Raw genomic sequence first — 24712 nt, forward strand, 5'->3', positions numbered from 1 at the left:
CTTGCGACCCAGACACGTTCAGCGCCGATCGCAACTTCTATGGGCCGATAATACCAAAACGTGGCAAAACGAATGTGGCCATGGTCACATAAAAGAGATTTACGCCGCAACAACGGGAAGACAGATTGCGGATTAACCGGCCGGCTGTGTGTAAACACCGGCAATGCCGATCGCAATCGCGGAATCGCCAATAAGTTTTAAGAGGCTGGGCATGATCGACGGATCGATCTTGCGCCCGTCCAACGCCGCCAGAACACCCACGAGCTTCGGCATCGGGTCCGCGGATCGCACCATGACTATGTGATCGGCGCCGAAGGGCAAGGCGGCGCGCAAATTCAGGACATAGGGCTTTTCCGACTGAATGGATGTATCGCGCCCCTGCGGGTCGGCGACCTTGTCGGGCGCCAGCAGGCGCAAGGTGCCGTCTGCCTCAAGCGCAAAGACCGCCATATAGCCGTTCCGGTCAGACGTCAGGCCCACCTGGAACGGAGATCCTTCCGGAATATGGCCGACCGACGGTTTCAACCGCCCCTCGATCGGCTGCCGTTGCCGTGACAGCGCGTAAAGATCCGACAGGAAAACCCATTTTTCGACAACGGCCGCAAAACCATCTGCATTGCCGGCCTCAGCGCGCAATACGACATCACCGAACTTCGTCAGGACATCGCCTTCATCGATGTCCCAGAAAAGATCCGCAGGTCCATCCTCGACCACCTGAAGCCGTCCCTTGTGGGTTTCGGACAGGCCCTTGAGGATCGGAAGAGCTGTTTTGGTGCTGGCGGCAAGCGTCAAGATGCTGTTTTCCCGCGCCAGCAGATCGTCATCGACGCGTGGCAGCACCGCAGCGCGGGTGCCGCCGCCGATGGTGAGGCTTGGCGATTGCCGGCCTTCCGTTGCCACGCGGACAGTCTCTTGCAGAAAACGGCTCAGTTCCTCCATCGAAATGCCGCCGTCGCGGTCAAGGTCGGCCCGGCCCTCGACACCGCGCGCGAAAGCCCAGCTCAACGCGCCGCGCGGCTCACCTGCGATCATCAGCTCCGGAATGACCTGCCCGTCGACAGTGGCGCCGACATAGATCACGTTGGGCAACTCCTCGAGGTCCTCGGCATCCGGTTGAGCCTGGGCCAGCATCGGCGGAAGCGGTTGGGACCTGAGCACATCGTTTTCAAAAGGGGGCAGTCCGACAAGGCGCGTCCCGAGACGGGTGATCCTTGGATCGATCGACCGGGTCATCGTTCCCGAATGACAGCTGTCCGCCAGAACCAGGACACTGCGCCCGCCGGCCGCGCGCAGCATCGCTGCGACATCGTCGTCCCGCAGTCGCTCGCCGTTGCCCGGCGCGGAAATATCAAACCCGGCAAGCAGGAAAACCTCGTCCATGCCGTCCTCTTCCGAGCCGGCAACCCATTCGGCCTCCTGCGCGCCATGGCCGGCATAGGACAACACCAGAATGTCGTCCTGCGCCGAGCGGGCTATGAGTTGTTGCCAGGCGCTCAGTACCGCATCCCGGGAGGCATCTCCATCATAGAGCGTCGTCAGGTCGCGCACTCCCGCGGCCGAGAGCGTGTTGGCGATGTCCCTTGCATCGTTCAAGGCGCCCTTCAGCGGCGAGACATGCTCATACGCATCTATGCCGATGACAAGCGCGCGCCACTCGCCTGCCGGGGCAGCTGAGACCAGGCCCACGGACAGAAGCAGCGCGATGGTGAGCCGCGACAGGCCACGGCGCACGCAGTCAGACAGAAAAGGGTGCATCGGAATCATTTTGGATTGCTACATTAGCCCCAGCTGCCGCCGCCGCCGCCGCCGGGACCGCTGCCGCCGCCGCCGCCGTTTCCACCACCACTGTCGCTCCCGCCACTGTTACCGCCGCCGCTGCTGTTGCCGCCACTGTTGTCATTGTTGCGCGCGCTCGGATCGTTGACAGGATCGCTGGTTCGCGTTGACGTCGTAGTAGTCGTCGTCCGCTTTGTGACCGATGGCGTTGTTCCGCCCTGCTGTGTTTGGCAACCGGCCAGCATCAGCGCCGCAACAGCGGTGAGCGGAAGCACGAGTTTCAGTGATTGCATCGTCTTTCTCCTTAAAAATCTAAAACAGATCGTATCGCGGACGGTTCTGCTCCCATTGATGTTTGACCAGCGCGACCAGCGCCGCGTCACCCTCAACCGGTTTGCGTCCGGAGTTTTCGAAAAATTCGGACAATGCATCACGGGTCTTGCGGCCTGGCTGTCCATCGACAGGCCCCGGTTCGTAGCCGAGATCCGTCAAGGCCTGCTGCAGGACCTTGGCCTTGAGACGCCGGTCAGCCTGCTCAAGTTCGGCCTCGGCCTTCTCCGCAGCTGGCGACGACGGATCGACGGCGACCGCCATAGACAACATGCGGACCCGGTCGCGGCCGGCGGCTTCACCAGTTTGCTGGCCGAGCATCCAGGCCGTGTTAAAGGCCCCCCAGGCATCGCCCCGCTGCGCGCTTTCCCGGAACCAGCGGGTTGCTTCCTCGTTGCTTTTGTCCACGCCATTGCCGTTGAAATACATCAGGCCGATGGCTGTTCCTGCCGCCGGATGGCCACCTTGATGCGCTTTCCGGAACCAGCCGAGCGCCGCTTCATAGTCCTGAGGCACGCCGCGTCCGTCCCGGTAGAGCGTCCCCATGTTGAGATAACCGTAGATGTCGTTCCGGGCGGCGGAGCGGTTGTAGTAATAAACGGCCCTGTCGACATTCTCGCCGACATGCTGACCGTTCAAATAGAAGCCGCCGATGGCGTTGTAAGAGAAGGTGTGCCCGGCCTCGACCGATTGCAGCAGCTTTTCCAGCCCCGCCGTTTCGTTCTGTGCCGTGCCCTCGCCCTTGATTTCCGCCATGCCGAGGGAATGCAGCGCATAGGCATCGCCGCGTTCGGCCGCCTTTCGGTAAAGATCCACCGCCTTCGTCCGGTCCCGGTCGATACCGGCTCCCAGGAAATACATGCGGCCGAGCACTTGGCCCGCGCGCACATGTCCCATCTGATAGGCCCGGTCGAAATAGGCGATCGCCTGATCCAGATCGCCTGCGGCAAAGGCGCCTCGGCCACGCTGGAACACAAACCGGCCAATCTCCGGATAGGCGGCCATGGCCTCGGCGCAGGCCCGGTCGACCTCGGCGCTGTCAAGCGCATTGGCCAGGCGGCCTTCGGTAACCGCCTGCAGATCGAACGGCTGGGTCGCGAGGGCATCGCATTGCGTGACCCGGGGCTGCACGATCTGCGTGACGGTCTTGGCATCTCCGGAAGGAGTTGAAGGCAGTTCGAGAACGAAAGTCGCTGCCCGGCTCTCGCTGCCAATCTGCGGCCGCACCGAGAGTTTGGTCAAGGCATTTGCCGGAAATCGGTCGCCCGCCTGAAGCAGCCGGCCGTCGGCGGCGAGCTGCAGGTCCGCGTCGACAGAAATGACCTTGAGCCAGTCGCTGCTCGCCGGCAGGTCGTTTGTCGGCGCCTGCGGATAGACGGCAACCGGACCGACACCGATATCCGCTTCCACCGCGCCAGCGGTAGCCTGGCCTTCGAGCCAGGCCAGCAATTCCCGCAAACGTTCCGCCTGATTGTCTTCCAGGGCTTCCTCTTCGACGGGAGCGGCCGCCTGGGCAACGGTGATGGAGGCAATCGCGGAAACGGACCCGCCCCATTCGTCGGTCACCTCATAACCGATCAGTTCGACATCGCCGGCGCTGGATCCCGTTGGCACGAATTCCAGGCTGGCCAGTTCGGTGGCGGTCAATTCGGAACCCTCGGCAACCATCCGGCCGTCAGGAAGCCTGAGTTCGCCATTCTCGGGCGAAAGAGTGACCTTCGCCTGCAACGCACCGCCTTCCGGCTGGATCGGCTCGGGAATGTTGAGCCCGGCTGCCTGGCTGTCGAGCGCCACACTCACCCGATGATGCGCCGTGACGATCGGCTTCGGTTTGGGCGGTACGAAATAGAAACTGGTGACGAGTGTGGAATCTTCATACGGGATCTGCTGGCCGCCGGTCTTGCGTACGACCTCGTCGCGCACCTTTGTCATCAGGTCCTTGATTTCCAGGCTCGGGTCCAGCGCATTGCCGACAATCGACGTGGTGAACGGGCTCATCGGCCCGTCGCCGTCATACGCCACCTGGCCCGGCCGGGTCGCGTAGGAAATGAAGCTGCCAAGCTTGTTGGGAATCCTGCGCAGGCCCCGCGTCTTGCCAAGGGCGTATTCCTCTTCGCCCCAGAACAGGCTTCCGATTTCGAACGGGTTGTCGCGGCAGGCATCCAGCATGACGATCTGCAGGCTCGATGCGGCTTTCATGTAATCCAGAAGATGCGAGACCTTGAGACTCTCGAATTCCAGGTCGTATTGCGAGGACAGTTTGGCATCGATCGGCAGGATAAAGTTGGCATCGCCCACCTGAAGCGCGTGACCGGAATAGTAGAACAGAGCGGTATCTCCGTCCGTCAGCTCCCGCAGGAACCGGCGAACGACCTGTTCGAGTTCCTTTTTGGTGAGATTGTGACCGACCGTCACGTCGAAATCCGCTTCGCGGAGAACCCTGGTGATCTCCTTGGTGTCGTTCAACGGATTTTCCAGCGGCTCGACGAACTTGTAGTCCTGATTGCCGATGACCAGCGCGACCCGCCGGCCATTATCCGGTGACGTGGCGGCAAAGGCCGCTCCGGCGGACAGAGCCAGGCCGAGCGGACAAGCCAGAAGACCGATACGCAAGCTGCGCAGCAAAGCGCCGCGCAAGGTCGATGGTGTCTTTCCGGATCGCCGAACGGCGGAAGATATTACTCTGCGTTTGTGCATCTCATCCTCAGCGCTGGAACTTGAAATATACTCTTGCGCTTGAGCTGTTGCCTGTCTGTGACGAACCTCACAAAGAGAGCTGTTCCGGCTCAATCGCGCCCGGCGCCCCCAATGAATGCCCCTGGGACAATACCCCTACGTCAAGTGATGCACACTTGCAGCCTCGTGACAAGACGCTGCGTGCACACAAAAAGCCAAGGATTTCAATTCCACCCGAGTCACCCTAGGTTCGGAAGGAAACTGGTTTCAGCCGTGGACGACAAGATGACCGCAGAGCTCAAAATCCGCCCCCTCAGGGAAGACGAAATCCATATCCCCCTCGAAATGGCCTTGGCTGAGGGCTGGAACCCGGGTCTTGAGGACGGCGCGGCGTTTTTTGCCGCCGATCCGACCGGCTATTTCGCAGGGGAAATCGACGGCAAGCTTATCAATGTGATCTCCGCTGTGCGCTATGGCGACACATTCGGCTTCATTGGTCTTTACATCTGCAAGCGCGAATTTCGCACGCAGGGCTATGGTCATCAGATCTGGGATCATGCCATGCGCTATCTCGGTGCACGCACGATCGGCCTCGATGCGGTCAACGAACAGACCGCAAGCTATGCGGAACACGGTTTCAAATCGGTCTACCGGAATGTGCGCCAGACCGGGATATCCCTGTGCGACACGCCGATGGACCCACGGCTCGCGCCGCTCGGCCAGGGCCTGTTTCCTTCCATCCGCGATTATGACCGGGTGTTTTTTCCGGCGCCGCGCACGGAGTTTATCCAGCTCTGGACCGCGCCCATGCTGGAAACCCGGCGCGGCTTCGCCTTTATCGAGGACGGCTGTGTCCGGGGCTATGGCGTGCTTCGACAATGCCACGAAGGCTTCAAGATAGGCCCGCTCTTTGCCGACACGCCGGACGTTGCCGACACGCTGTTCCGGGCCCTCGCCGGTCAGGTCAAGGGCCAGACAGTGATTCTGGACACGCCCGAACCGAACGCAGCTGCCCTGCTCCTGGCGGAGCGCTATGAGCTGTCGCCGGAATTCGAGACCTTCCGCATGTATCGAGGTGCGGTTCCGGACCTGCCACTCGACCAGATTTTCGGCATCACTACCTTCGAACTGGGCTAAGAACCAGGTCAGCTGAAAATCTTCAGTGTTCGACGTTGCGATAGGCCAGGATCGCGCCGGCCAGATCTTCCAGGGCCGCGCCGACGGACTTGAACATGGTCACGGCCTCGTCGGACTGCCGTCCTGGATGCTCGCCCCGGCACAATTCATAGAGATCAGCCTGAATGTCCTGTGGTGAAATCAGTCCGGTCTTCAGCGGCTGGACGATATCGCCGCCTTCGGAGAGGCAGCCGTCGCGCGTATCGACATAGATTTCCGCGCGCTTGATCAGGTCGTCATCGCTTTCGCGCATGCTCGGCTTGAAGGCCCCGACCAGATCCACATGCGCACCCGGCTTCAGGTGCTTGCCGCTGATCAAGGGTTCGGTCGACAGCGTCGCCGCGCTGACGATATCGGCCTTGCCAAGCGCGTCTTTCAGCGTGTCGGCAGGCCGGACACTGATCGGAAATCTCTGCTCCAGGTCCCGGGCAAGCTCTGAGGCCTTTTCCTTCGAGCGTCCCCAGATCGTGACCTCCTCGATCGGCCGGACTGCCATATGGGCCGCGATCAGATTAGGGGCAAGACGGCCGGTCCCCAGCACCAGAAGATGGCGCGCATCGGCGCGGGCAAGATAGCGGGCCGCCAGCGCCGAGGCGGCTGCCGTCCGGCGCGCGGTCAGTTCGCCGCCATCGACCAGCGCCAGCATCTCGCCGGTACGGGCATCAGACAGAAGATACTGGGCCGACACCGCCGGAAGATTGCGTTCCGCGTTGCCCGGCACCACCGTGGCCACCTTGACGCCGGCATAACCGCCCGGCACCCAGGCAGGCATCAGCAGCATGGTGCCATCCGGCTCTCCCGGAATTTCCATGTCATGGTGATGACGGGTAGGCATGACGCAGCCTGACCGGAACATATCCGCCAATGCGTCGATCAGATCGGGAAATGGCAGGGCGTCGCGGGTCTGGTCGTCGGACAAAAGCAGCATATCGGGCCATTCAGCAGGTTCGAGGGTAATCCCGCATTCAAATCATATTCGCCGCCCTGCTCCAAGGCGCCTCACCCATAAATTTCGCAATGTGTCCGGAAGTTCACGACAGATCGAAAATCATCATCACATAGGCCGCGAACAACGACAGATGGACGGCGCCTAGCAGATAATTGGTCGTGCGGCTGCCGAAGGTCAGCAGACTGACGAAAAGGGTCAGGACCAGCATGACGATGTCTGCGGGCTTCAGCCCCAATTCAATGGAAAGCCCCGTCACCCAGCCCACCAGAAGAACAGCGGGAACCGTCAGACCGATGGTCGCAACCGCGGAACCAAGACAGATATTGACGGCCCTTTGCAGCTTGTTGTCCCGCGCGGCCTGAAGCGCGCTGAGACCCTCCGGCATCAGCACCAGCGCCGCCACGATGAAACCGCTCAGCGCCAGCGGCGCGCCAAGCCCCGCAATGCCGAATTCGACATAAAGCGCCAGTTTCTTGGACAGGAGAATGATCGGCAGCAGGGCCCCGAAGAGGCCCGCTACATGAAACGGCAGGGAGCGAACGACCACGCCGTGATGTTCGTGATCGTCAGCCGCTGCATCCGGCTGACGGAAGATGTCGCTGTGAGTGACCGTCTGAATGGCCAGGAACACCCCGTAAAGCAGGATGCACATGATGACATCGAATCCGGCCTGCAGGGGCGACAGTTCACCGCCCGGCGCGGAATGGGTGAAGCGCGGCAGCACCAGCGCGAACACGGCAAGCGGAACAAGAACCGACAGGAACGCCTGCGCGCCTTGCAGATTGTAGCTCTGTTCCCTGTGGCGCAGCCCACCCATCAAGAGACACAGGCCGATCAAGCCGTTCAGGACAATCATCACAACGGAAAACATTGTGTCGCGAGCCATGGTCGGGGCCGCGTCACCGGACAGCATGATGGCGACGATCAGCGCCACCTCGATGCCGATCACGGCGAGTGTCAGAACCAGGGTCCCAAAAGGTTCGCCCAGGATGGTGGCGAGGCATTCGGCGTGACGGACCACGGAAAAGGCACACCACATGACCGTTGCGAAGATCACCGCCAGAAGCAGCAAGGACGTGCCGATACCAAGCGCATCGGGCTTGAGCGCGTCTCCGGCAAAGGCAAAAACCGCGAAGACGACAAAGCCGGTCAGGCTGGGCAGCTCGGATTTCAACACTGATGACGCCCCCGGCTCGAGATTCGAAAGATGACCGGTCAAACTATAGGCTGTGGGCAAAAGCCGCTGCAACAGCCAGCATCGCCGCGCCCAAACAAAAGGGCCGGCGCTGTGCGCCGGCCCTAATCCACTGACAAACTTGGAATGCGTCATCCCGGGCGTAGCGAAGCGAAGACCCGGGATCGGGGAACCGGGGTCAGTCAATTGATTTGGGATAACCGTCTCGGGTTTCGGGCTCCCCGATCCCGGCTCGCGCTGCGCTTGGCCGGGATGACGATGGTGACGTGGTGCCTTTGTCCAAACAAAAGGGCCGGCGCTGTGCGCCGGCCCTTGATGTTTCCAGCGCCGAAGATCAGATGGCCAGATATTCCTGACGCAGTTCCGCATTGTCGAGGACTTCCTGGGCCGTTCCGTCGAACACGACCTCACCCATGTCCAGAATAACGGCGCGGTCAGCCAGGTGCAGCGCCGCAATCGCGTTCTGCTCGACGATGATGGTGGTCATGCCGAGTTCCTTCACACCTTCCAGGATCCGCTCGATCTCCTGCACGATGACCGGTGCCAGCCCCTCATAGGGCTCATCCAGCAGCAGCAGCTTGATGTCCCGGGCCAGAATGCGGGCGACCGCCAGCATCTGCTGTTCGCCGCCGGACATGGTCACCGCTTCCTGGGCACGGCGTTCCGCGAGACGCGGAAAATGCTCGTAGATCCGCTCGATCGACCAGCCCTTGGGCTCCGCGATCTGGGACAGTTCCAGGTTTTCCTGAACGGTCAGGCCGGGAATGATGCAACGGTCTTCCGGCACCAGGCCGACGCCAAGACGCGCCGCCTGATAGCTTTTCATCTCATGCAGCGGTTTGTGGTCGAGCCAGACTTCGCCGTGGGTCAGTTGCGGGTCATCCATGCGGGCAATCGCCCGAAGCGTGGAGGTCTTGCCTGCACCGTTTCGGCCGAGAAGCGCCAGGATCTCGCCTTCTCTGACATCGAAATTGACTCCTTGCACGATGTAGCTTTCGCCATAATAGGCGTGCAGGTCCCATGCCGAGAAATAGGCCGGAGCCGTTCCGGCGGCCTTCTTTGGGGCAACGCCCGGGGCGTGCTTGCCGCTGAATTGATCGTCGATAAGGGTCACAGGTGCGCTCCTCCGAGATAGGCTTCCTGAACGCGTGGGTCGCCTTTGATGTCAGCCGGTTTGCCTTCGGCAATGATGGTCCCCTGGGCAAGAACGGTGACCTTGTCCGCCAGGGAGAACACCACATGCATGTCGTGCTCGATCACAACCTTGGTGATGCCACGATCTGCGATCCGCTTGAGCAGGTCGATCGTGTTGTTGGTATCGGCGCGCGACATGCCCGCTGTCGGCTCATCGAGCAGCAGCAGCTTGGGATCCTGGGACAGGCACATGGCCAGTTCCAGTCTGCGTTTGTCACCGCGCGACAGCGATCCTGAGATCACGTCCTTCTTTTCGGCCAGGCCGACATCCTCCAGCATGTGGAGGGCCTTGTCCTGGATCTCGGCGTCCCGGTCGAGTCGCTTGAACGGACGCAGCGAGAAGGTGCCGTCGCGTTTTGCCATCGTCGGGATGACGACATTGTCCAGAAGAGACAATTCGGAAAAGATCTCCGGTGTCTGGAACACGCGGGACACGCCGACCTGGTTGATCTCGTAGGGCTTCATGCCGGTCAGAGAAATATCGCCGAACATCACGCTGCCCGTGTCCGGCGCCAAGCGGCCGATCATGCAGTTCAGGAAGGTCGATTTTCCCGCGCCGTTCGGTCCGATAATGGCGTGAACCGTTCCCTGTTCGACAGAGAAGTTCACGTTGTTGAGGGCCCTCAATCCGCCGAACGACTTGTTCACGCCCTCTACGCGTAGGATTTCCATAAGTTCAGTTCCTTACTCAGCCGGGGCGGTTTGGCGGTTGGGTTCCGCTTTCGAGGAGCCGCGCTTGAACAAACGTCCGATCCGCGACACACCTTCCATGATGCCACCGGGCAGGAAGATCACGATCAGCATGAACAGGACACCGAGCGTCAGATGCCAGCCTTCGCCGACAAACAGGCCGGCGATGGAAACGACGGGGGCTTCCAGGAAGTCCGGCAGGAAGCTGAAGATCTCATGCAGGGTCTGCTCGTTGAACGCCGAGAAGATGTTCTCGAAATACTTGATCAGGGCCGCGCCGAAGATCGGACCGAGCAAGGTGCCTGCCCCGCCGAGAATGGTCATCAGGACCACCTCACCGGAGGCTGTCCACTGCATGCGTTCCGCACCCGCCAGCGGGTCGGTGATGCACATCAGGGCGCCCGCGAGACCGGCATACATGCCGGAGATGACAAAAACGGCGAGCGTATAGGGACGCGGATTGAGACCGGTATAGGTCATCCGGTTCTGGTTGGTTTTCACGGCCCGCAGCATGATGCCGAAGGGCGAGCGGAAAATCCGCTGAGCGATAAAGAAACCGACCAGCAGCACCACCGCACAGAAGTAGAAACCACCCCAGCCGGTCATTTCGACGCCGAACAGGTTGGAAATCAGCGGGCCGGTGCTTTCACTTGCACCGTCGAAAAGGCGCGGGTCGGACTGCAGGACACGCAGGCCCGTTTCCCCATTGGTGATCGGCGTCAACACCGAATAGGCCAGGTTATAGGACATCTGCGCGAAAGCGAGCGTCAGGATCGAAAAGTAGATGCCTGAACGGCGCAGCGATACGTAGCCGATGGCCAGCGCAAAGACGCCGGAGGTGGCGACCGCCAGGATAGCGGCCGGGATCGGGTTCATGCCGAGCAGCTTGAACGACCAGACCGCCGTGTAGGAGCCGACACCCAGGAACGCGGCGTGACCGAAGGACAGGTAGCCGGTCAGGCCAAACAGCAGGTTGAAGCCGGTGGCGAACAGTCCGAAAATCGCGAATTTCTGAAGGAGATCCGGATAGCCGGCCCCGACCGGCGCGAGCCAGACCGGCATGGTCAGCACGGCGACCGCGAACACCGCGAAGAAGATAAGATCGCCCGTTGGAGACAGTTTCGTTGTCATTTTGTCAGCTCTCCATGACGCCCTTGCGGCCCATCAGCCCGCGCGGACGCACGAGAAGGATGACCACGGCTACGAGATAGATGATGATCTGGTCGATGCCCGGCAGGATGGCTTTCACCTCGTTCATGGAAGCGAAGGACTGCAGGATGCCAAGCAGGAACCCTGCGGCGACCGCTCCCGGAAGCGAGCCCATGCCGCCGACAACCACGACAACGAAGCTGAGCACGAGGAAGTCCATCCCCATGTGATAGTCGGGCGGCAGGATCGGCGTGTACATAACCCCGGCGAGACCGGCGACCACGGCCGCAATCGCAAAGACGATGGTGAACCGGCGCTCGATATTGATGCCGAGCAATCCGACCGTATGTCGGTCTGCCATGCCGGCGCGAACGACCATGCCAAAGGTCGTGAATTGCAGGAAGGCGAAAACGGCGGCAATGATGGCTGCGGCAAAACCCAGATAGACCATGCGCCAATACGGATAAACGATCACGCCAGGATCAAAACCGAGGGCGGCACCGATATCGGCCGCGCCTCGGACCGTTTCGGGCGCCGCCTGCGGGATCGGGTTTGCGCCGAAGATCGACTTGATGATTTCCTGCAAAACGATGGCCAGGCCAAAGGTTACCAGGATCTGGTCGGCATGGGCCCGGTTGTAGAAGTGCTTGATCAGGCCACGTTCCATGATGAAACCGACAAGCAGCATCACCGGAATGGCAAGAAGGATGGAAACAGGCACCGAGTAGTTGAGGATCCAGTGACCGAAGTCCCCCATATAGGCCTCAACATAGGGAGTGCGGATCTCGAGCGGCGTTCCCCAGGCCGTGGTCTTTTCCGGGTCGATGGTGACCAGTTCAAGGCTGAGCAGCGCATTGAAGGACACAGCACAGAAAGCGCCGAGCATGAACAACGCCCCGTGGGCGAAGTTGACGACCCCGAGGGTCCCGAAGATCAGGGTCAGCCCAAGAGCAATCAGCGCATAAGCGCCCCCCTTGTCCAACCCGTTGAGCAGTTGAAGTAGAATCACATCCATGATTTTGCCGCTTGTTGCTGGGCCCAAGTGCCGCTTGAACGAGAACAGCCGCCGGTGGCCGGGCCTCCGGCGGCTGCTATTCTCAAGGTCTTAGACGCCGTTGTTGCACGCGCCGAGGTCACCGCCGAGCAAGTCGGCCGGATACTCGACCTGCGCCCGCGGGGTGACTTCCACCACTTCCAGAACGTCGAACTGAGAGCTCGGGTTTTCTTTACCCTTCACGACCAGAACGTCCTTGAAGCACTGGTGGTCTTCAGCACGGTAAAGGGTCGGGCCGTTGCCCATGCCGTCGAATTCGAAGCCTTCGAGGGCGGCACCGAGAGCGCAAGGCTCAAACGTACCGGCACGCTGCGCGGCATCCGCATAAAGCAGAGCCTGGACATAGCATGTGTGCGCGGCCTGGCTCGGCGGGAAGCCGTATTCCTGACCGAAGGACTTGACGAATGCCTTGGAGCCTTCGTCCTGCAGCGACCAGTGCCAGTTGGTGGAGCCGAAGATGCCCTTGACATTTTCACCGGCACCCTGAGCCATCAGACGGGAATAGAGCGGCACGACGATGGCAAAGTCCTTGCCGTTGACCTGCTTGTCGCGCAGACCGAACTGAACCGCCTGGGTCAGCGAGTTGACCATGTCCTTGCCGTAGTGGTTCAGGACCAGCACGTCCGCACCGGAGTTGAGAACCGGCGTGATGTACTGCGAGAAGTCACCGGCACCGAGCGGGGTACGCACGGCGGCGGCCGTCTTCCAGCCCATGCCTTCGGTGTACTTCTTGATGGAGCCTTCCTGGGACCAGCCCCAGGTGTAATCGGCGGTCAAGTGATAGGCGGTCCGGTCTGTGCCGAACGCGTTTTTCAGCACCGGCGCCAGGGCCGCGCCCGACATTTCAGTGTTGAAGAAGTGGCGGAAACCGTTGGCCCGCTTGTCCTTGCCCGTGGTGTCGTTGGAGTGGGTCAGACCGGCCATGAAAATAACGCCGGCTTCCTGACAGAGCGACTGCACAGCAATAGCCACACCGGACGAAGAGCCGCCGGTGATCATGACAGCACCGTCTTTTTCGATCATGCGCTTGGCGGATGCGCGGGCCGCATCGGACTTGGTCTGCGTGTCGCCGGTCACGTAGGTGACCTTCTTGCCGTTCACGCCGTTGCCCTGAAGCGCCTTCGAGGAGAAGGTGTTCAGCATGCCGCCGTCGCCTTCACCATTGATGTGCTTGACGGCCAGCTGATAAGCGCGCAGCTCGTCGGCGCCCTCATCGGCATAGGCGCCGGTCTGCGGCACGTTGAAGCCGAGAACAACTTCCGACCCGGTCGGCTCGTTCAGATATCCCGCGGACCAGGCTTTGCTGGTAAAGATGGTCGGTGTTGCAAGAGCAGCACCACCCATTGCGCCTGCGCGCAGGATAGAACGACGATTGAGGGGTTTACGAATTAAGCTCATACTTTCCTCCCAGAAAGGCACGGCGGGTCCACCTCGGACGCACCTGCAAGTAGCTGTACAGCCGCAAGCAATCCTGGCCCGTTCCCCAACCGGAAGACCGGCTCCTCAGTGCCAAAACTGCAAGCTGCAAAGACTTTAGGAAAATCAGTCGCTCATCAGCAATACGACTATCGGAGCGCTTCTTTTGTCCAAGCCCTTATACTTTCGAAGTAATCGCGGCTAAGCTCTCTGTTTCCACACAAGCAATTATTGCGATGCAACATGTTATTTATTGCGCTTTTCCAATGCCTTATGAGTTATTCATTGCGCACCGCGAAGTTACGTTTACGTAACAGTCAAAAATGCAAGGCTTTCAACCTCTTAGACCAAAGTGCAAGATGACGGCCGGCCGGCCCAAACTTGCGCAAATTGACGCCGATTTGTCCTGAAAGCTAAGCTCACTCAACCACTTCTCACGCCACTCGGCACCATCGGAACCTGTTTCATGAGTCTCCTGACCTCGCTCGACGCCCTACACGCCCATTACGGTACCCCGGGCGAAGCCTCCATGATCAAGGAAATCGGCTATCTCAGCCCCGCCTATCGCCAGATCGTTGAAATCTCGCGCTTCTGTGCTCTGACCACATCGGGTCCCGAGGGGCTGGATTGCTCGCCCCGGGGAGACGAAGACCCGGTCGTGCGCGTCCAGGACGACCGGACGCTGCTGCTGCCGGACCGGCGCGGCAACAATCGAATCGACTCGCTGCGCAACATCGTTCGCGACCCGCGCGTGTCGCTGATGTTCATGGTGCCCGGCTGGAACAATGTGCTCAGGATCAATGGCAAGGCGGTATTGTCTGTCGATCCGGAATTGCTGGCGTCCTTTGCAAAGGAAGGACACAGCCCCCGCTCGGTGATCATCTTCACCATCGACGCCGTCTACTTTCAATGTGCGCGCGCCCTCATGCGGTCGGAACTGTGGAACCCGGACGTGCAGGTCGGCAAGGGCGACTTGCCGACGCCGGGCCAGATCATGCAGGAAATCAAGGCGGGCTTTGACGGGGAGGCATACGATGTGGAATGGCCGCAGCGGGCCCAAAAATCTATGTGGTGACCGAGAGATGCTGACACGGCGCCAATTCCTGAAACAGACTTCGGCCAACGCGGCCGTATTCGCTGCTCTCGCGACAGGACTATGGCCGATGCCCTCAAATGCCACTGCCCCTCATGGCCTTCCCGACGGCTATTTTGTACCGGCGGAGGAAGATCCGCATGAGCGCACTTTCATGCAATGGCCCGTCAACCGGACCGTTCATCCGGACCGCTGGTTCCTTGCCGATCTCCAGAAAACAATCGCCAACGTGGCCAACACCATCGCGGAGTTTGAACCTGTCGTCATGCTGATGGCCGAAAACCAACGCGCCGCGGCACGCAGACTGCTTTCCGGCAAGGTCGAGATCTGGGATGTGCCGACGGACGATCTGTGGTGCCGCGACTCAGGACCGCTGTTTGCGGTGGATGGAAACGGCGGACTTGTTGTCTCCGGGATCCAGTTCAACGGTTGGGGCAACAAACAGGTCCATGACAACGATGGACTTGTCGCCAAACGTGTTGCGGAGCGGATGGGATTGAAGATCTATCCGAGCGGTTTGAAAGGTGAACCGGGCGGCGCCGAATGGGACGGCGCAGGAACGCTGATGGCGCAGGAGAGTTGCTGGGTCAATCCGAACCGGAATGACCTCGGCCGGCCTGAAATCGAGGCACGGCTGCTGGCGGCGTATGGCGCCGACACGATGATCTGGGCGCCGGGCGTCCGCGGCCTGGACATCACGGACGACCATATCGACGCGCTGGCGCGTTTTGTCCGTCCGGGAACGGTGCTCATCCAGGTGCCCTACCCTGACGACGACGACGCGTTTTCCGTTTCCGCCCGCAAGACCCTTTCCATCCTGCAGCAGGCAACCGACGCTTCAGGCCAGCCTTTGGAGATCGTTGAGATCGCCTCGCCCACCCGCACCCGCGTCCGGTCCGAAGATTTCGTGTCGTCTTACGTGAACTACTACGTCTGTAACGGCGCGGTTATCTGCGCCCAGTTCGGTGACAGCGACACTGACACCGAAGCGGTCGAAGCTCTTGCCCGCCTTTATCCGGATCGAGAAATCGTCAGCCTGAACATCGACCCGATCGGCGAAACCGGCGGAGGTATCCATTGCGCCACCCAGCAGCAGCCAGCCACCGCCTGACGTGAAGTTGCTTCGATCAGTCGCGCAAATGTTCTTGGATCAATCGACTATCCACGCCATATCAGTTTCGTACCGTTCTAACTCCTTTGAGGTATCCATGACTTCCAATCCACTGCTCGCCAATTGGGACTCGCCGTTCCAGCTGCCGCCGTTTTCAGAAATCGAACCGTCGCATTTCGAGGAAGCGTTCGAGGTGGCCATGGCCGAGGCGTGCGCGGAAACCGACCGGATCGCCGATCAGGAAGAGGCACCGACCTTCGAAAACACGGTCGTTGCGCTGGAGCGTTCCGGAGAAAGCCTCACCAGGGTTGCCCGCACCTTTTTCAACCTGACCGGTGCACATACCAACGAAGCCTTGCAGAAGATCGAACGTGATATAGCGCCTAAACTGGCGAAACATGGCTCCGACATGCTGCTGAATGCCAGTCTCTATGGCAGGATCGCCACCCTGTGGGACCAGCGCGAAGATCTTGGACTGAACGCCGAGGACAGTCGGGTTCTGGAACGTTATCAAAAGATGTTCCAACGGGCAGGCGCCGGCCTGGATGACGCCGGCAAGGCTCGGATGGCGGAGATTTCGCAGCGCCTTGCGACACTCGGCACTGGTTTCTCTCAAAACGTGCTGAAAGACGAGTCCGACTTTCAGCTGGTCCTTGAAACCGAGCAGGACCGAGCAGGCCTTCCGGACTTCTTGCTGGCATCCGCTGCAGAGGCCGCCAGGGAACGCGGTCTGGCCGGCAAACATGTGATCACGTTGTCACGGTCGTCGATTGAGCCCTTTCTGCAGTTTTCGACCAACAGGGCCCTGCGCGAGGAGGCCTTCCGGGCCTGGACATCGCGCGGCGAAAAAGGTGGCGACACCGACAACCGGGAGATTATCCGGGAAACGCTTGCGCTGCGCGCTGAAAAGGCCCGCCTGCTCGGTTTCCGCAATTTCGCCGAATACAAACTCGACGACACCATGGCCAAGACCCCGGACAATGTGCGCGGCCTGCTGACAAAAGTCTGGCAACCAGCCGTTGCCCAGGCCCGCGAGGAAGAGGAAAAACTTGCGGAGATGGCGCGGGGCAGCGGCGAAAACCATTCCATAGAGGCCTGGGACTGGCGGCATTATTCGGAAAAAGTCCGCAAGGCGGAACACGACCTCGACGAAACCGAGCTCAAACCCTATCTCCAGCTCGACAATATTATCCAGGCGGCCTTCGATACGGCCACGCGCCTGTTCGGTATCACCTTCCGCGAACTGAAAGGCCTGCCGGTCTACCACCCGGATGTCCGCGTCTTTGAGGTCCTGAACCCGGACGGCACACATAAAGGCCTGTTCCTGGGTGACTATTTCGCTCGGTCTTCAAAACGCTCCGGTGCCTGGATGAGCGGCTTCCGCTCTCAGCACAAGCTGAAAGGCGAGGTCACGCCGATCATCGTCAACGTGATGAATTTTTCGAAAGGCGCGCAGGGCGAAGCCACCCTGTTGACCTTCGACGACGCACGCACCCTGTTTCACGAATTCGGTCACGGCCTGCACGGTCTTCTGTCCGATGTCACCTATCCGATGATCTCGGGAACGGGTGTTGCACGCGATTTCGTCGAATTGCCGTCCCAGCTCTATGAGCACTGGCTGTCCCAGCCCGACGTGCTCTCGAAATTCGCGGTGCATTACAAGACCAATGAACCGATGCCCGCGCAACTCCTGGAAAAACTCCTGGCGGCGGCGAATTTCAACCAGGGTTTCGCGACAGTCGAATACACCGCCTCCGCACTGATCGACCTCGAACTCCATCTCCTGGATGATCCAGCAGAGCTGAATGTCGCGGACTTCGAGAAGCAGGAACTCGGCAAGATCGACATGCCGGCCGCCATCACAATGCGCCACCGGATCCCGCATTTTCAGCACGTCTTTTCCGGTGACGGATATTCCGCCGGCTATTACAGCTACATGTGGTCGGAAGTGATGGACGCGGATGCGTTTGGTGCCTTCGAGGAAAAAGGCAACATCTTCGACCCCGAAACCGCCGAAAAGCTGCTCACCTTTATTTACTCCGCAGGCGGGCGCCAGGATCCGGAAGAAGCCTACGTCGCGTTCCGGGGACGAGCCCCGAAAATCGACGCCTTGCTGGAAAAACGAGGCTTTGCCGCCTAGGCTATGCCTGAACCTGCCGGCCGGCCTCTTGGCCGGCCAACGGGACCGCAAAATCCATGACCTTTAGAAATCGTCAGTCCATGGCGGACCCGACCGTCCCTCTCCTGAGGCTTTGCCTGGTTTTGGCCGGACTGGCAGGCGCGCTTGGCGCAGTCTTTCTGGCCATGTCCGCGCACGCCAATGCGTCGCCGTTGCTTCGGACCGCGGCCCAAATGCTGTTGTTCCATGCACCGCTTTTTCTCGGGCTAGGACTTCTTGCTCAGGCGCGGCGTGTCCTGCTTTTGCCAGTAACCGTGGCGTTGCTTTCGCTCGGATTGTGCCTGTTTTCCGGAGACCTGCTCTTGCGCGCATTTGTCGAGCAGCGTCTGTTTTCGATGGCAGCGCCAATCGGAGGCGCTCTTGTCATTGCCGCCTGGCTGGCGCTGGCGATCGGTGCTTTACGTGTTCGACCCAAGTGACTAAAAGCCTGCTGATGCGTTATTGCGGACGCAACTGACAGCGAAACTGGATTATTTTAGTGACCGTTACTGCTGAATTGCCCAAGAACGGGGCTCGGGAGGCCAGCCAGGCCACCGAATTTGTGCCGCCCTATCCGTTCCGCCATGAGAAGATGCCGCCAGTCTGGACGTTGATCGGCTTGGCCAAACGGAATTTTCTCGCGATTTGGGGCATTGACGATTTTCAAAGCCGCCTGAGAAGCAAGAAGATCTTCAACCGGGAACTGGTGATCTGCAATCGCCCGGACGTTGTGCGCGAGGCCTTTCAGACCAATCATGAAGTGCTTCAGCGCAAGACACCCCAAATGCGCCACGCCCTGGAACCGCTCCTCGGCGATGGTCTTTTCATCAGCGACACCGAAACCTGGGCCAAGCGACGCAAGGTGGTCGCCCCGATCATTCACGGATCGCGCGTGAAGGGCTTCGCCCCGATCATGATCGATACGATCGAGGAAAAACGCGCCGAGTGGGCGGCTCTGGGGGATGGTGCCGAGATCGACGCACTTGCCGATATGGCGCATCTGACGGCGGAAATCATCTGCAGGACCATTTTCGGCCGAAATCTCGGCAAGAATCACGCCGCCGAAGTCGTCCAGGGCTTCACGGATTATCAACGCCACATCGACCAAATCGATCTCCTGTCGCTGTTCGGGCTTCCCGAATGGCTCCCCCGGTTTCGCGGACGTGCCATCAAGAAGCCTGTGCAGCGCATCATGACGGTGCTCGACCAGATCATCGAAAGTTATCAGGCACAGAAAGAACAGGGCGAAGCGTCGGTGATCGGCGGCTTGCTGGAAGCGCGTGACGAAAACGGCGCCCCCCTCAGCCGCAACGCCATCATCAGCGAAGCGGCTGTCATCTTCATGGCGGGTCATGAAACCACGGCCAACACGCTCGCCTGGGCATGGTTCCTCTTGTCCAACTGCACCAAGAGCCGTTTGAAGCTTCAGCAGGAACTTGACACCGTTCTGAATGGCCGCACGCCAACCTTCAAGGATGTTGCCGACCTGCCCTTCACCAAGGCCGTGATCGAGGAAACTCTGCGGCTTTATCCACCGGTTCCGATTCTGGGCCGCGAGGCCATGGCCGACACGACCATTGGCAACAAGCCGATTCCCAAGGGGTCTTTGGTCATGGTCGTACCGTGGCTGATGCACCGCAACCCGGTGCTGTGGTCGAAACCCGATGTCTTCGACCCGGGCCGTTTCCTCGATCCCAAGTCCAAGAAGCCCAACAAATACGGTTATGTCCCGTTCAGTATCGGGCCGCGTATTTGTGCCGGCCTGCAATTCGGCATGACAGAAGCCATTCTGAGTCTCGCCATTCTGGCCCAGCAGTTCGAGTTGAAGCTCAAGGAAGGCGTCGACGTTCAACCTGTCGCCCGTCTGACCCTGCGCCCTGGTGAAAACCTGCCCATGACACTTCATCCAAGGCGGTCATGACCAGGCATTTGCGGCTGGAAGACATTGCCTTCGCCGAAACGCTCGGTCCGGAGCCCGACGCTCCGCCGATCCGTGACCTGGCAGCCGGTGATCCCGCTCGGCGTCTCAATGCCAGGATGCACTGGTTGAGGCACACTAAGGACGGCGTTCTCAACACCGTCTTCCATCACGTCCTGAAGCACTGCCCCAGCGGTCTCGTGTCCGGGTTCGGGCATGTGCTGGTGCCGATGATGCGCTGGTCCTACCGCGACAAGATCTTTCCGAAGCGCATCAGCAGAAACTTCTCCGCCCTGACACCAGGCAGGTGGACAAGCAGGCAGGCGGAGGCACATGCGCTGGACAGGTTTTGGCGGAATATAGCGCGAACCATCTCTGAATTCTGCATTGTCAATAAGCTATGGAAGAGTTCTCGCATAGAAGTTGAGGGGCTAGAGCACCTCGAAGCTGTCCGGAGTTCCGGTCGGCCGGTCATCTTCACGTCCATGCATCTGGCCACCTGGGAAGCCTTGTTCGTTGCAATCCATGAGGGCCTTTCCGGGCCGAGCATCGGCCCGTTCCAGCCGGAGCCGAACCGTTTCAAGAACCGAATTGTCCACGCCATCCGCAAGGAACGGAACCAGTTTCTGTTCCCTCCCGGCCAGCGCAGCGCTTATCGTCTTCACCGTCTGATGACCAGTGGCCAATATTCGATGACAATCTTCATCGACGAAGTGCGCGACAAACAGGTGCATTTGCCGCTATTCGGACGCCCGGCTCCCACGAAGGGCAATGCCGTGGTCGCCATCAAGATCGCCAATGCCTGCGGTGGTACGCTTCTGCCGACTTACCTGACCCGGACCGGTCCAGCCCGGTTCCGCATGACGATCCTGCCGCCGCTCGAACGGCGGACAAATGCAAATTACGACGTTGCGGACACGGTCCGCGCACTCAACGACGTCTTTGAACCGATCGTGCTGCAAAACATCGAAGAATGGTACATGCTGAGCGAATTGCGGCTGCCGCAGTCGTTTGAAAAAAGCTTCTATGCCAGAGCCCTTGCCCGTGACAATGCGGCAGCAGCCGGTTAGCCCTTCAGCCTCGCCGCATGCCAGGCGATGTGATCGCGGGCGAAGGTCGAGACGAAATAGTAGGAATGGTCATAGCCTTCCTGCAGACGGTAGCTGTGTGCCGTCTTCGTCTCGGTGAGTGCAGCCACCAGAGCCCCGGGTTTCAGCAGATCGTAGAACTGATCGTCCGCGCCCTGGTCGACAAGAATGTCGCCGCTCCAGCCCTTGTCCTTTAAGAGCAGAGTCGCGTCATGGGCTGTCCAGGCGCTTTCATCTCCGCCGAGATAGGCGCCAAGCTGCTTTCGGCCCCAGTCGGACTGGGTCGGATTGGCAATCGGCGCAAAGGCAGACAGCGACTGGTAGTGCCCGGGGTATTTCATGGCGAGCGTCAGGGCACCGTGTCCCCCCATGGAATGACCGGTGATGCCGTGATGGACGGAAATGGCGAAGTTCTCGGTGACCAGGTCGCGCAGTTCGCTCGCGACATAGCTTTCCATCTGAAAATGCGGCGCCCAGGGCGTTTCGGTGGCGTTGACATAAAATCCCGCGCCCTGCCCCAGGTCATAGGCCTCGTCGTTGGCGACGCCTTCACCTCGCGGGCTGGTGTCGGGAAACACCAGCGCCAGGCCGAATTCAGCGGCATGGGCCTGCAAGCCCGCCTTGATCATGGCATTTTCGTGGGTGCAGGTCAGTCCGGACAGATACCACAGGCACGGCACCGGTCCGTCCTGCGCCTGCGGCGGCATGTAGACCGCGAAGGTCATCTCGCAGCCACAAGCTTCCGACTCATGGCTGTAAACGCCCTGCATACCGCCGAAGCACCTGTTCTCGGAAATGGTTTTCATCAAAACGCCTCTACTCTTTCTTAGTCATCCCAAGGCTTGACCATGGGATCCATGCCGTTTCATTCACCAAACAGCCAGCCCGGCCAATTGCACCGGGCGAAACGGCATGGATTGCAGGATCAAGTCCTGCAATGACGACGGTTTCAAACGTGCTTTGTGACGACGACCAAACGATCAGTAAAGCACGACCGAGCGGATCGACTCGCCCGCATGCATCAGGTCGAAGCCCTTATTGATGTCTTCCAGCGGCATGGTATGCGTGATCATCGGGTCGATCTCGATCTTGCCGTCCATGTACCAGTCGACAATCTTCGGAACGTCGGTCCGGCCACGCGCACCGCCGAAGGCCGTCCCGCGCCAGGACCGGCCGGTGACCAGCTGGAACGGACGGGTGGAAATCTCGGCCCCTGCCGGCGCCACGCCAATGATAATGCTTTCGCCCCAACCCTTGTGTGCCGATTCCAGCGCGGTGCGCATGACATTGACATTGCCGGTGGCATCGAAGGTGTAGTCGGCGCCCCCCTTGGTCAGGTTGACCAGATAGGGCACCAGATCCTCTTCGACTTCGCTCGGATTGACGAAATCGGTCATGCCGAAGCGCTCGGCCATTTCCTTCTTCGCCGGGTTGAGGTCTACACCGACGATCTGGTCGGCACCGGCAAGACGCAAGCCCTGGATGACGTTGAGGCCGATCCCTCCGAGACCGAAGACAATGGCACGGGAACCGATCTCGACCTTGGCGGTGTTGATCACCGCGCCGACCCCGGTGGTGACGCCGCAACCGATGTAGCAGACCTTGTCGAAAGGGGCATCGGAACGGATCTTCGCCAGGGCGATTTCCGGAACGACGGTGTAATTGGCGAAAGTCGACGTGCCCATGTAATGGAGAATCGGATCGCCATCGAGCGTGGAGAAGCGCGAGGAGCCGTCCGGCATCAGGCCCTGTCCCTGGGTCGAGCGGATCGACTGGCACAGGTTGGTTTTCGGGTTGAGGCAGTATTCGCAGGTCCGGCATTCCGGCGTATAGAGCGGAATGACATGATCGCCCGGCTTCAGCGTGGTGACGCCGGGCCCGACTTCGACAACGACACCGGCACCCTCATGACCGAGGATCGCCGGGAAGAGACCTTCCGGATCGGCACCGGACAGGGTGAATTCATCCGTATGGCAGATGCCGGTGGCCTTGATCTCGACGAGAACCTCGAAGGCGCGCGGCCCTTCCAGGTTGACAGTGGTGACTTCGAGCGGTTTTCCGGCCCCTACGGCCACGGCTGCACGCACTTCCATGGATTGTTCTCCCTGACTGGACTGTTCCCGCGAGAGTTAACGCCTGGGCTCTCAAATGCAAGAACCGATGCGGCATCCATTGTCGGGATTGCGCAATCCAACAGCAAAATGCTTTGACTATGGCAGGCGTGTTCTGGCGGCAAACAGCCGGTTTTCGCCGGTATTCCGCTGGGAAACGCGCCTTGCTTGCCAGGTTCCGACACCTATGTCGCATTCAGACAAGCATGCGACCGAAACCTGATACGCTTCTCTTGACCCAATCGCGAATATGCCCCGCAATGGATGCGGCCTTGCCGGCAGTGGTGCTGGCCCAGTCCTTTATGCGAAACAATCCAGACGGGGGCATTCCGGTACATCCGGACAACCGGTCGGCAACGTGCGGAGCCGCTTGATGAAGCGATATTCCTTCCTGGAACTGGCCAAAAACGCCTTTTCCGCGCACCAGAACTGGGGCCGCCAGTGGCGTGCCCCCGAACCCAAGGCCGAATATGACGTTGTCATCGTCGGCGCCGGCGGGCACGGACTGGCAACCGCCTATTACCTTGCCAAGGAACATGGCGTCCATAGCGTCGCGGTGATCGAAAAGGGCTGGCTCGGCGGCGGCAACACCGGCCGCAACACGACCATCGTGCGCTCAAACTATCTCTGGGAGGAAAGCGCCGGGCTCTACAATCACGCCATTGGTCTCTGGCAGGGTCTGTCCCAGGAACTGAACTACAACGTGATGTATTCCGCGCGCGGCGTGATGATGCTGGCGCACACGGTTCATGACGTTCAGGTTGCCCAGCGGCACATTCACGCCAACCGGCTGGCTGGTGTCCAGAATGAATGGCTGACGCCCGAGCAGGCCAAGGAATACTGTCCGCCTCTCAACATCGAGAAAAACATCCGCTATCCGGTGATGGGCGCGGCCCTGCAGCGCGTCGGCGGTACGGCCCGCCATGACGCGGTTGCCTGGGGTTACGCCCGCGGCGCCGACGCCCTTGGTGTCGACATCATCCAGAATTGCGCGGTCACCGGCATCCGCCGTGGCCAGAACGGTGCCGTCGAGGGCGTCGAGACCGCCAAGGGTTTCATCAAGGCCAAGAAGGTCGGCGTCGTTGCCGCGGGCCACACCTCGACCATCATGGACATGGCCGGCGTGCGCATGCCGCTGGAATCCTTCCCGCTGCAGGCGCTGGTCTCCGAACCGGTCAAGCCGGCGTTCCCATGCGTGGTCATGTCGAACACTATCCACGCCTATATCTCCCAGTCGGACAAGGGCGAACTGGTGATCGGCGCTGGCACCGACCAGTTCATCTCCTATTCGCAGGCAGGTGGCATCCACATCTCCAACCACACGATTGACGCGATCTGCGAATTGTTCCCGCATTTCCGCCGCATGCGCATGCTGCGCAACTGGGGCGGCATTGTCGACGTGACCCCGGACCGCTCGCCGATCCTCTCCAAGACCCCGGTCCAGGGCCTCTACGTCAACTGCGGCTGGGGCACCGGCGGCTTCAAGGCCACGCCAGGTTCCGGTCATGTCTTTGCGCACACGATTGCCAAGGACGAGCCGCACAAGATCAACGCACCCTTCACCATCGACCGGTTCCGCACCGGCCGCCTCATCGACGAAGCGGCAGCCGCCGCCGTTGCGCACTAAG

At 60.4% G+C, this 24712-nt stretch carries 20 protein-coding genes; 8 read left to right on the forward strand and 12 right to left on the reverse strand.

The genetic code is table 11. The annotated features are described in order from the left end of the window. Positions 1–132: 132 nt before the first annotated feature. From M0H32_RS07700 to M0H32_RS07710, 3 genes are read right to left on the reverse strand one after another with little or no spacing between them, the layout of a single operon-like run. A complete protein-coding gene (locus tag M0H32_RS07700; protein WP_248152926.1) occupies positions 133–1764 on the reverse strand; it encodes a caspase family protein in 1632 nt (543 codons plus the stop codon). Positions 1765–1778: 14 nt separating this feature from the next. After that, on the reverse strand, positions 1779–2069 hold the full coding sequence (locus M0H32_RS07705) for a hypothetical protein (protein ID WP_248152927.1): 291 nt from the start codon (positions 2067–2069) through the stop codon (positions 1779–1781). A gap of 19 nt (positions 2070–2088) precedes the next feature. Continuing rightward, positions 2089–4803, reverse strand: coding sequence for a caspase family protein (locus M0H32_RS07710; RefSeq protein WP_248152929.1), 2715 nt, complete (start codon positions 4801–4803; stop codon positions 2089–2091). Positions 4804–5067: 264 nt separating this feature from the next. Between M0H32_RS07710 and M0H32_RS07715 the strand changes: the two genes are divergently transcribed. Then, the gene (locus M0H32_RS07715; RefSeq protein WP_248152931.1) at positions 5068–5919 is read left to right on the forward strand and encodes a GNAT family N-acetyltransferase; all 852 of its coding nucleotides are present in this window, start codon (positions 5068–5070) and stop codon (positions 5917–5919) included. A 22-nt stretch (positions 5920–5941) separates the two neighbouring features. On the opposite strand, the gene lhpI is transcribed toward M0H32_RS07715, so the two are convergent. The 7 genes from lhpI to M0H32_RS07750 form a co-directional block, all read right to left on the reverse strand. Further along, positions 5942–6886 (reverse strand): bifunctional Delta(1)-pyrroline-2-carboxylate/Delta(1)-piperideine-2-carboxylate reductase, encoded by a 945-nt coding sequence (lhpI, locus tag M0H32_RS07720; protein ID WP_248152936.1) that lies wholly within the window; start codon positions 6884–6886, stop codon positions 5942–5944. A 103-nt stretch (positions 6887–6989) separates the two neighbouring features. Next, positions 6990–8084 carry a calcium:cation antiporter gene (locus M0H32_RS07725; protein ID WP_248152937.1) on the reverse strand — a complete coding sequence of 365 codons (1095 nt, stop codon included), beginning with the start codon at positions 8082–8084 and terminating at the stop codon, positions 6990–6992. A gap of 352 nt (positions 8085–8436) precedes the next feature. After that, entirely contained in the window at positions 8437–9216 is a 780-nt protein-coding gene (locus M0H32_RS07730; protein ID WP_248152938.1) for an ABC transporter ATP-binding protein, read from the reverse strand. Beyond that, positions 9213–9968, reverse strand: coding sequence for an ABC transporter ATP-binding protein (locus M0H32_RS07735; RefSeq protein WP_248152939.1), 756 nt, complete (start codon positions 9966–9968; stop codon positions 9213–9215). The genes M0H32_RS07730 and M0H32_RS07735 overlap by 4 nt, the downstream gene beginning before the upstream one ends. A 12-nt stretch (positions 9969–9980) precedes the next feature. Then, on the reverse strand, positions 9981–11117 hold the full coding sequence (locus M0H32_RS07740; protein ID WP_425607304.1) for a branched-chain amino acid ABC transporter permease: 1137 nt from the start codon (positions 11115–11117) through the stop codon (positions 9981–9983). Positions 11118–11121: 4 nt separating this feature from the next. Continuing rightward, the gene (locus M0H32_RS07745; protein WP_248152941.1) at positions 11122–12150 is read right to left on the reverse strand and encodes a branched-chain amino acid ABC transporter permease; all 1029 of its coding nucleotides are present in this window, start codon (positions 12148–12150) and stop codon (positions 11122–11124) included. A gap of 90 nt (positions 12151–12240) precedes the next feature. Next, positions 12241–13587, reverse strand: a complete 1347-nt coding sequence (locus M0H32_RS07750) for a substrate-binding protein (protein ID WP_248152946.1) — start codon at positions 13585–13587, stop codon at positions 12241–12243. 484 nt (positions 13588–14071) lie between these two features. On the opposite strand from M0H32_RS07750, the gene M0H32_RS07755 reads away from it, so the two are divergent. The 6 genes from M0H32_RS07755 to M0H32_RS07780 all read left to right on the forward strand — a co-directional run bounded on the left by M0H32_RS07755 (position 14072) and on the right by M0H32_RS07780 (position 20955). Beyond that, positions 14072–14680, forward strand: a complete 609-nt coding sequence (locus tag M0H32_RS07755) for a pyridoxamine 5'-phosphate oxidase family protein (protein ID WP_248152948.1) — start codon at positions 14072–14074, stop codon at positions 14678–14680. Between the two features lie 7 nt (positions 14681–14687). Continuing rightward, positions 14688–15809 (forward strand): agmatine deiminase family protein, encoded by a 1122-nt coding sequence (locus M0H32_RS07760; protein ID WP_248152949.1) that lies wholly within the window; start codon positions 14688–14690, stop codon positions 15807–15809. Positions 15810–15906: 97 nt separating this feature from the next. After that, positions 15907–17949, forward strand: coding sequence for a M3 family metallopeptidase (locus M0H32_RS07765; protein ID WP_248152951.1), 2043 nt, complete (start codon positions 15907–15909; stop codon positions 17947–17949). Between the two features lie 56 nt (positions 17950–18005). After that, complete coding sequence (locus M0H32_RS07770) at positions 18006–18407, forward strand: DUF423 domain-containing protein (protein WP_248152952.1); 402 nt, start codon at positions 18006–18008, stop codon at positions 18405–18407. A gap of 59 nt (positions 18408–18466) precedes the next feature. Next, a complete protein-coding gene (locus M0H32_RS07775) occupies positions 18467–19888 on the forward strand; it encodes a cytochrome P450 (RefSeq protein WP_248152953.1) in 1422 nt (473 codons plus the stop codon). Further along, positions 19885–20955 carry a lysophospholipid acyltransferase family protein gene (locus M0H32_RS07780; RefSeq protein WP_248152954.1) on the forward strand — a complete coding sequence of 357 codons (1071 nt, stop codon included), beginning with the start codon at positions 19885–19887 and terminating at the stop codon, positions 20953–20955. Before M0H32_RS07775 ends, M0H32_RS07780 begins: the two co-directional genes overlap by 4 nt. Here M0H32_RS07780 and fghA read toward each other — a convergent pair. Continuing rightward, on the reverse strand, positions 20952–21779 hold the full coding sequence (gene fghA / locus M0H32_RS07785; RefSeq protein ID WP_248152962.1) for an S-formylglutathione hydrolase: 828 nt from the start codon (positions 21777–21779) through the stop codon (positions 20952–20954). The two genes, M0H32_RS07780 and fghA, sit on opposite strands and share 4 nt — an antisense overlap. Before the next feature lie 174 nt (positions 21780–21953). Beyond that, on the reverse strand, positions 21954–23066 hold the full coding sequence (locus M0H32_RS07790; RefSeq protein ID WP_248152965.1) for an S-(hydroxymethyl)glutathione dehydrogenase/class III alcohol dehydrogenase: 1113 nt from the start codon (positions 23064–23066) through the stop codon (positions 21954–21956). A 391-nt stretch (positions 23067–23457) separates the two neighbouring features. Here M0H32_RS07790 and M0H32_RS07795 point away from each other — a divergent pair, with 391 nt between their 5' ends. Further along, entirely contained in the window at positions 23458–24711 is a 1254-nt protein-coding gene (locus M0H32_RS07795; protein ID WP_248152968.1) for a sarcosine oxidase subunit beta family protein, read from the forward strand. The last annotated feature ends 1 nt before the right edge of the window (position 24712 follow it).

The sequence above is a fragment of the Roseibium sediminicola genome (genome assembly GCF_023156505.1).
Lineage (GTDB): Bacteria > Pseudomonadota > Alphaproteobacteria > Rhizobiales > Stappiaceae > Roseibium > Roseibium sediminicola.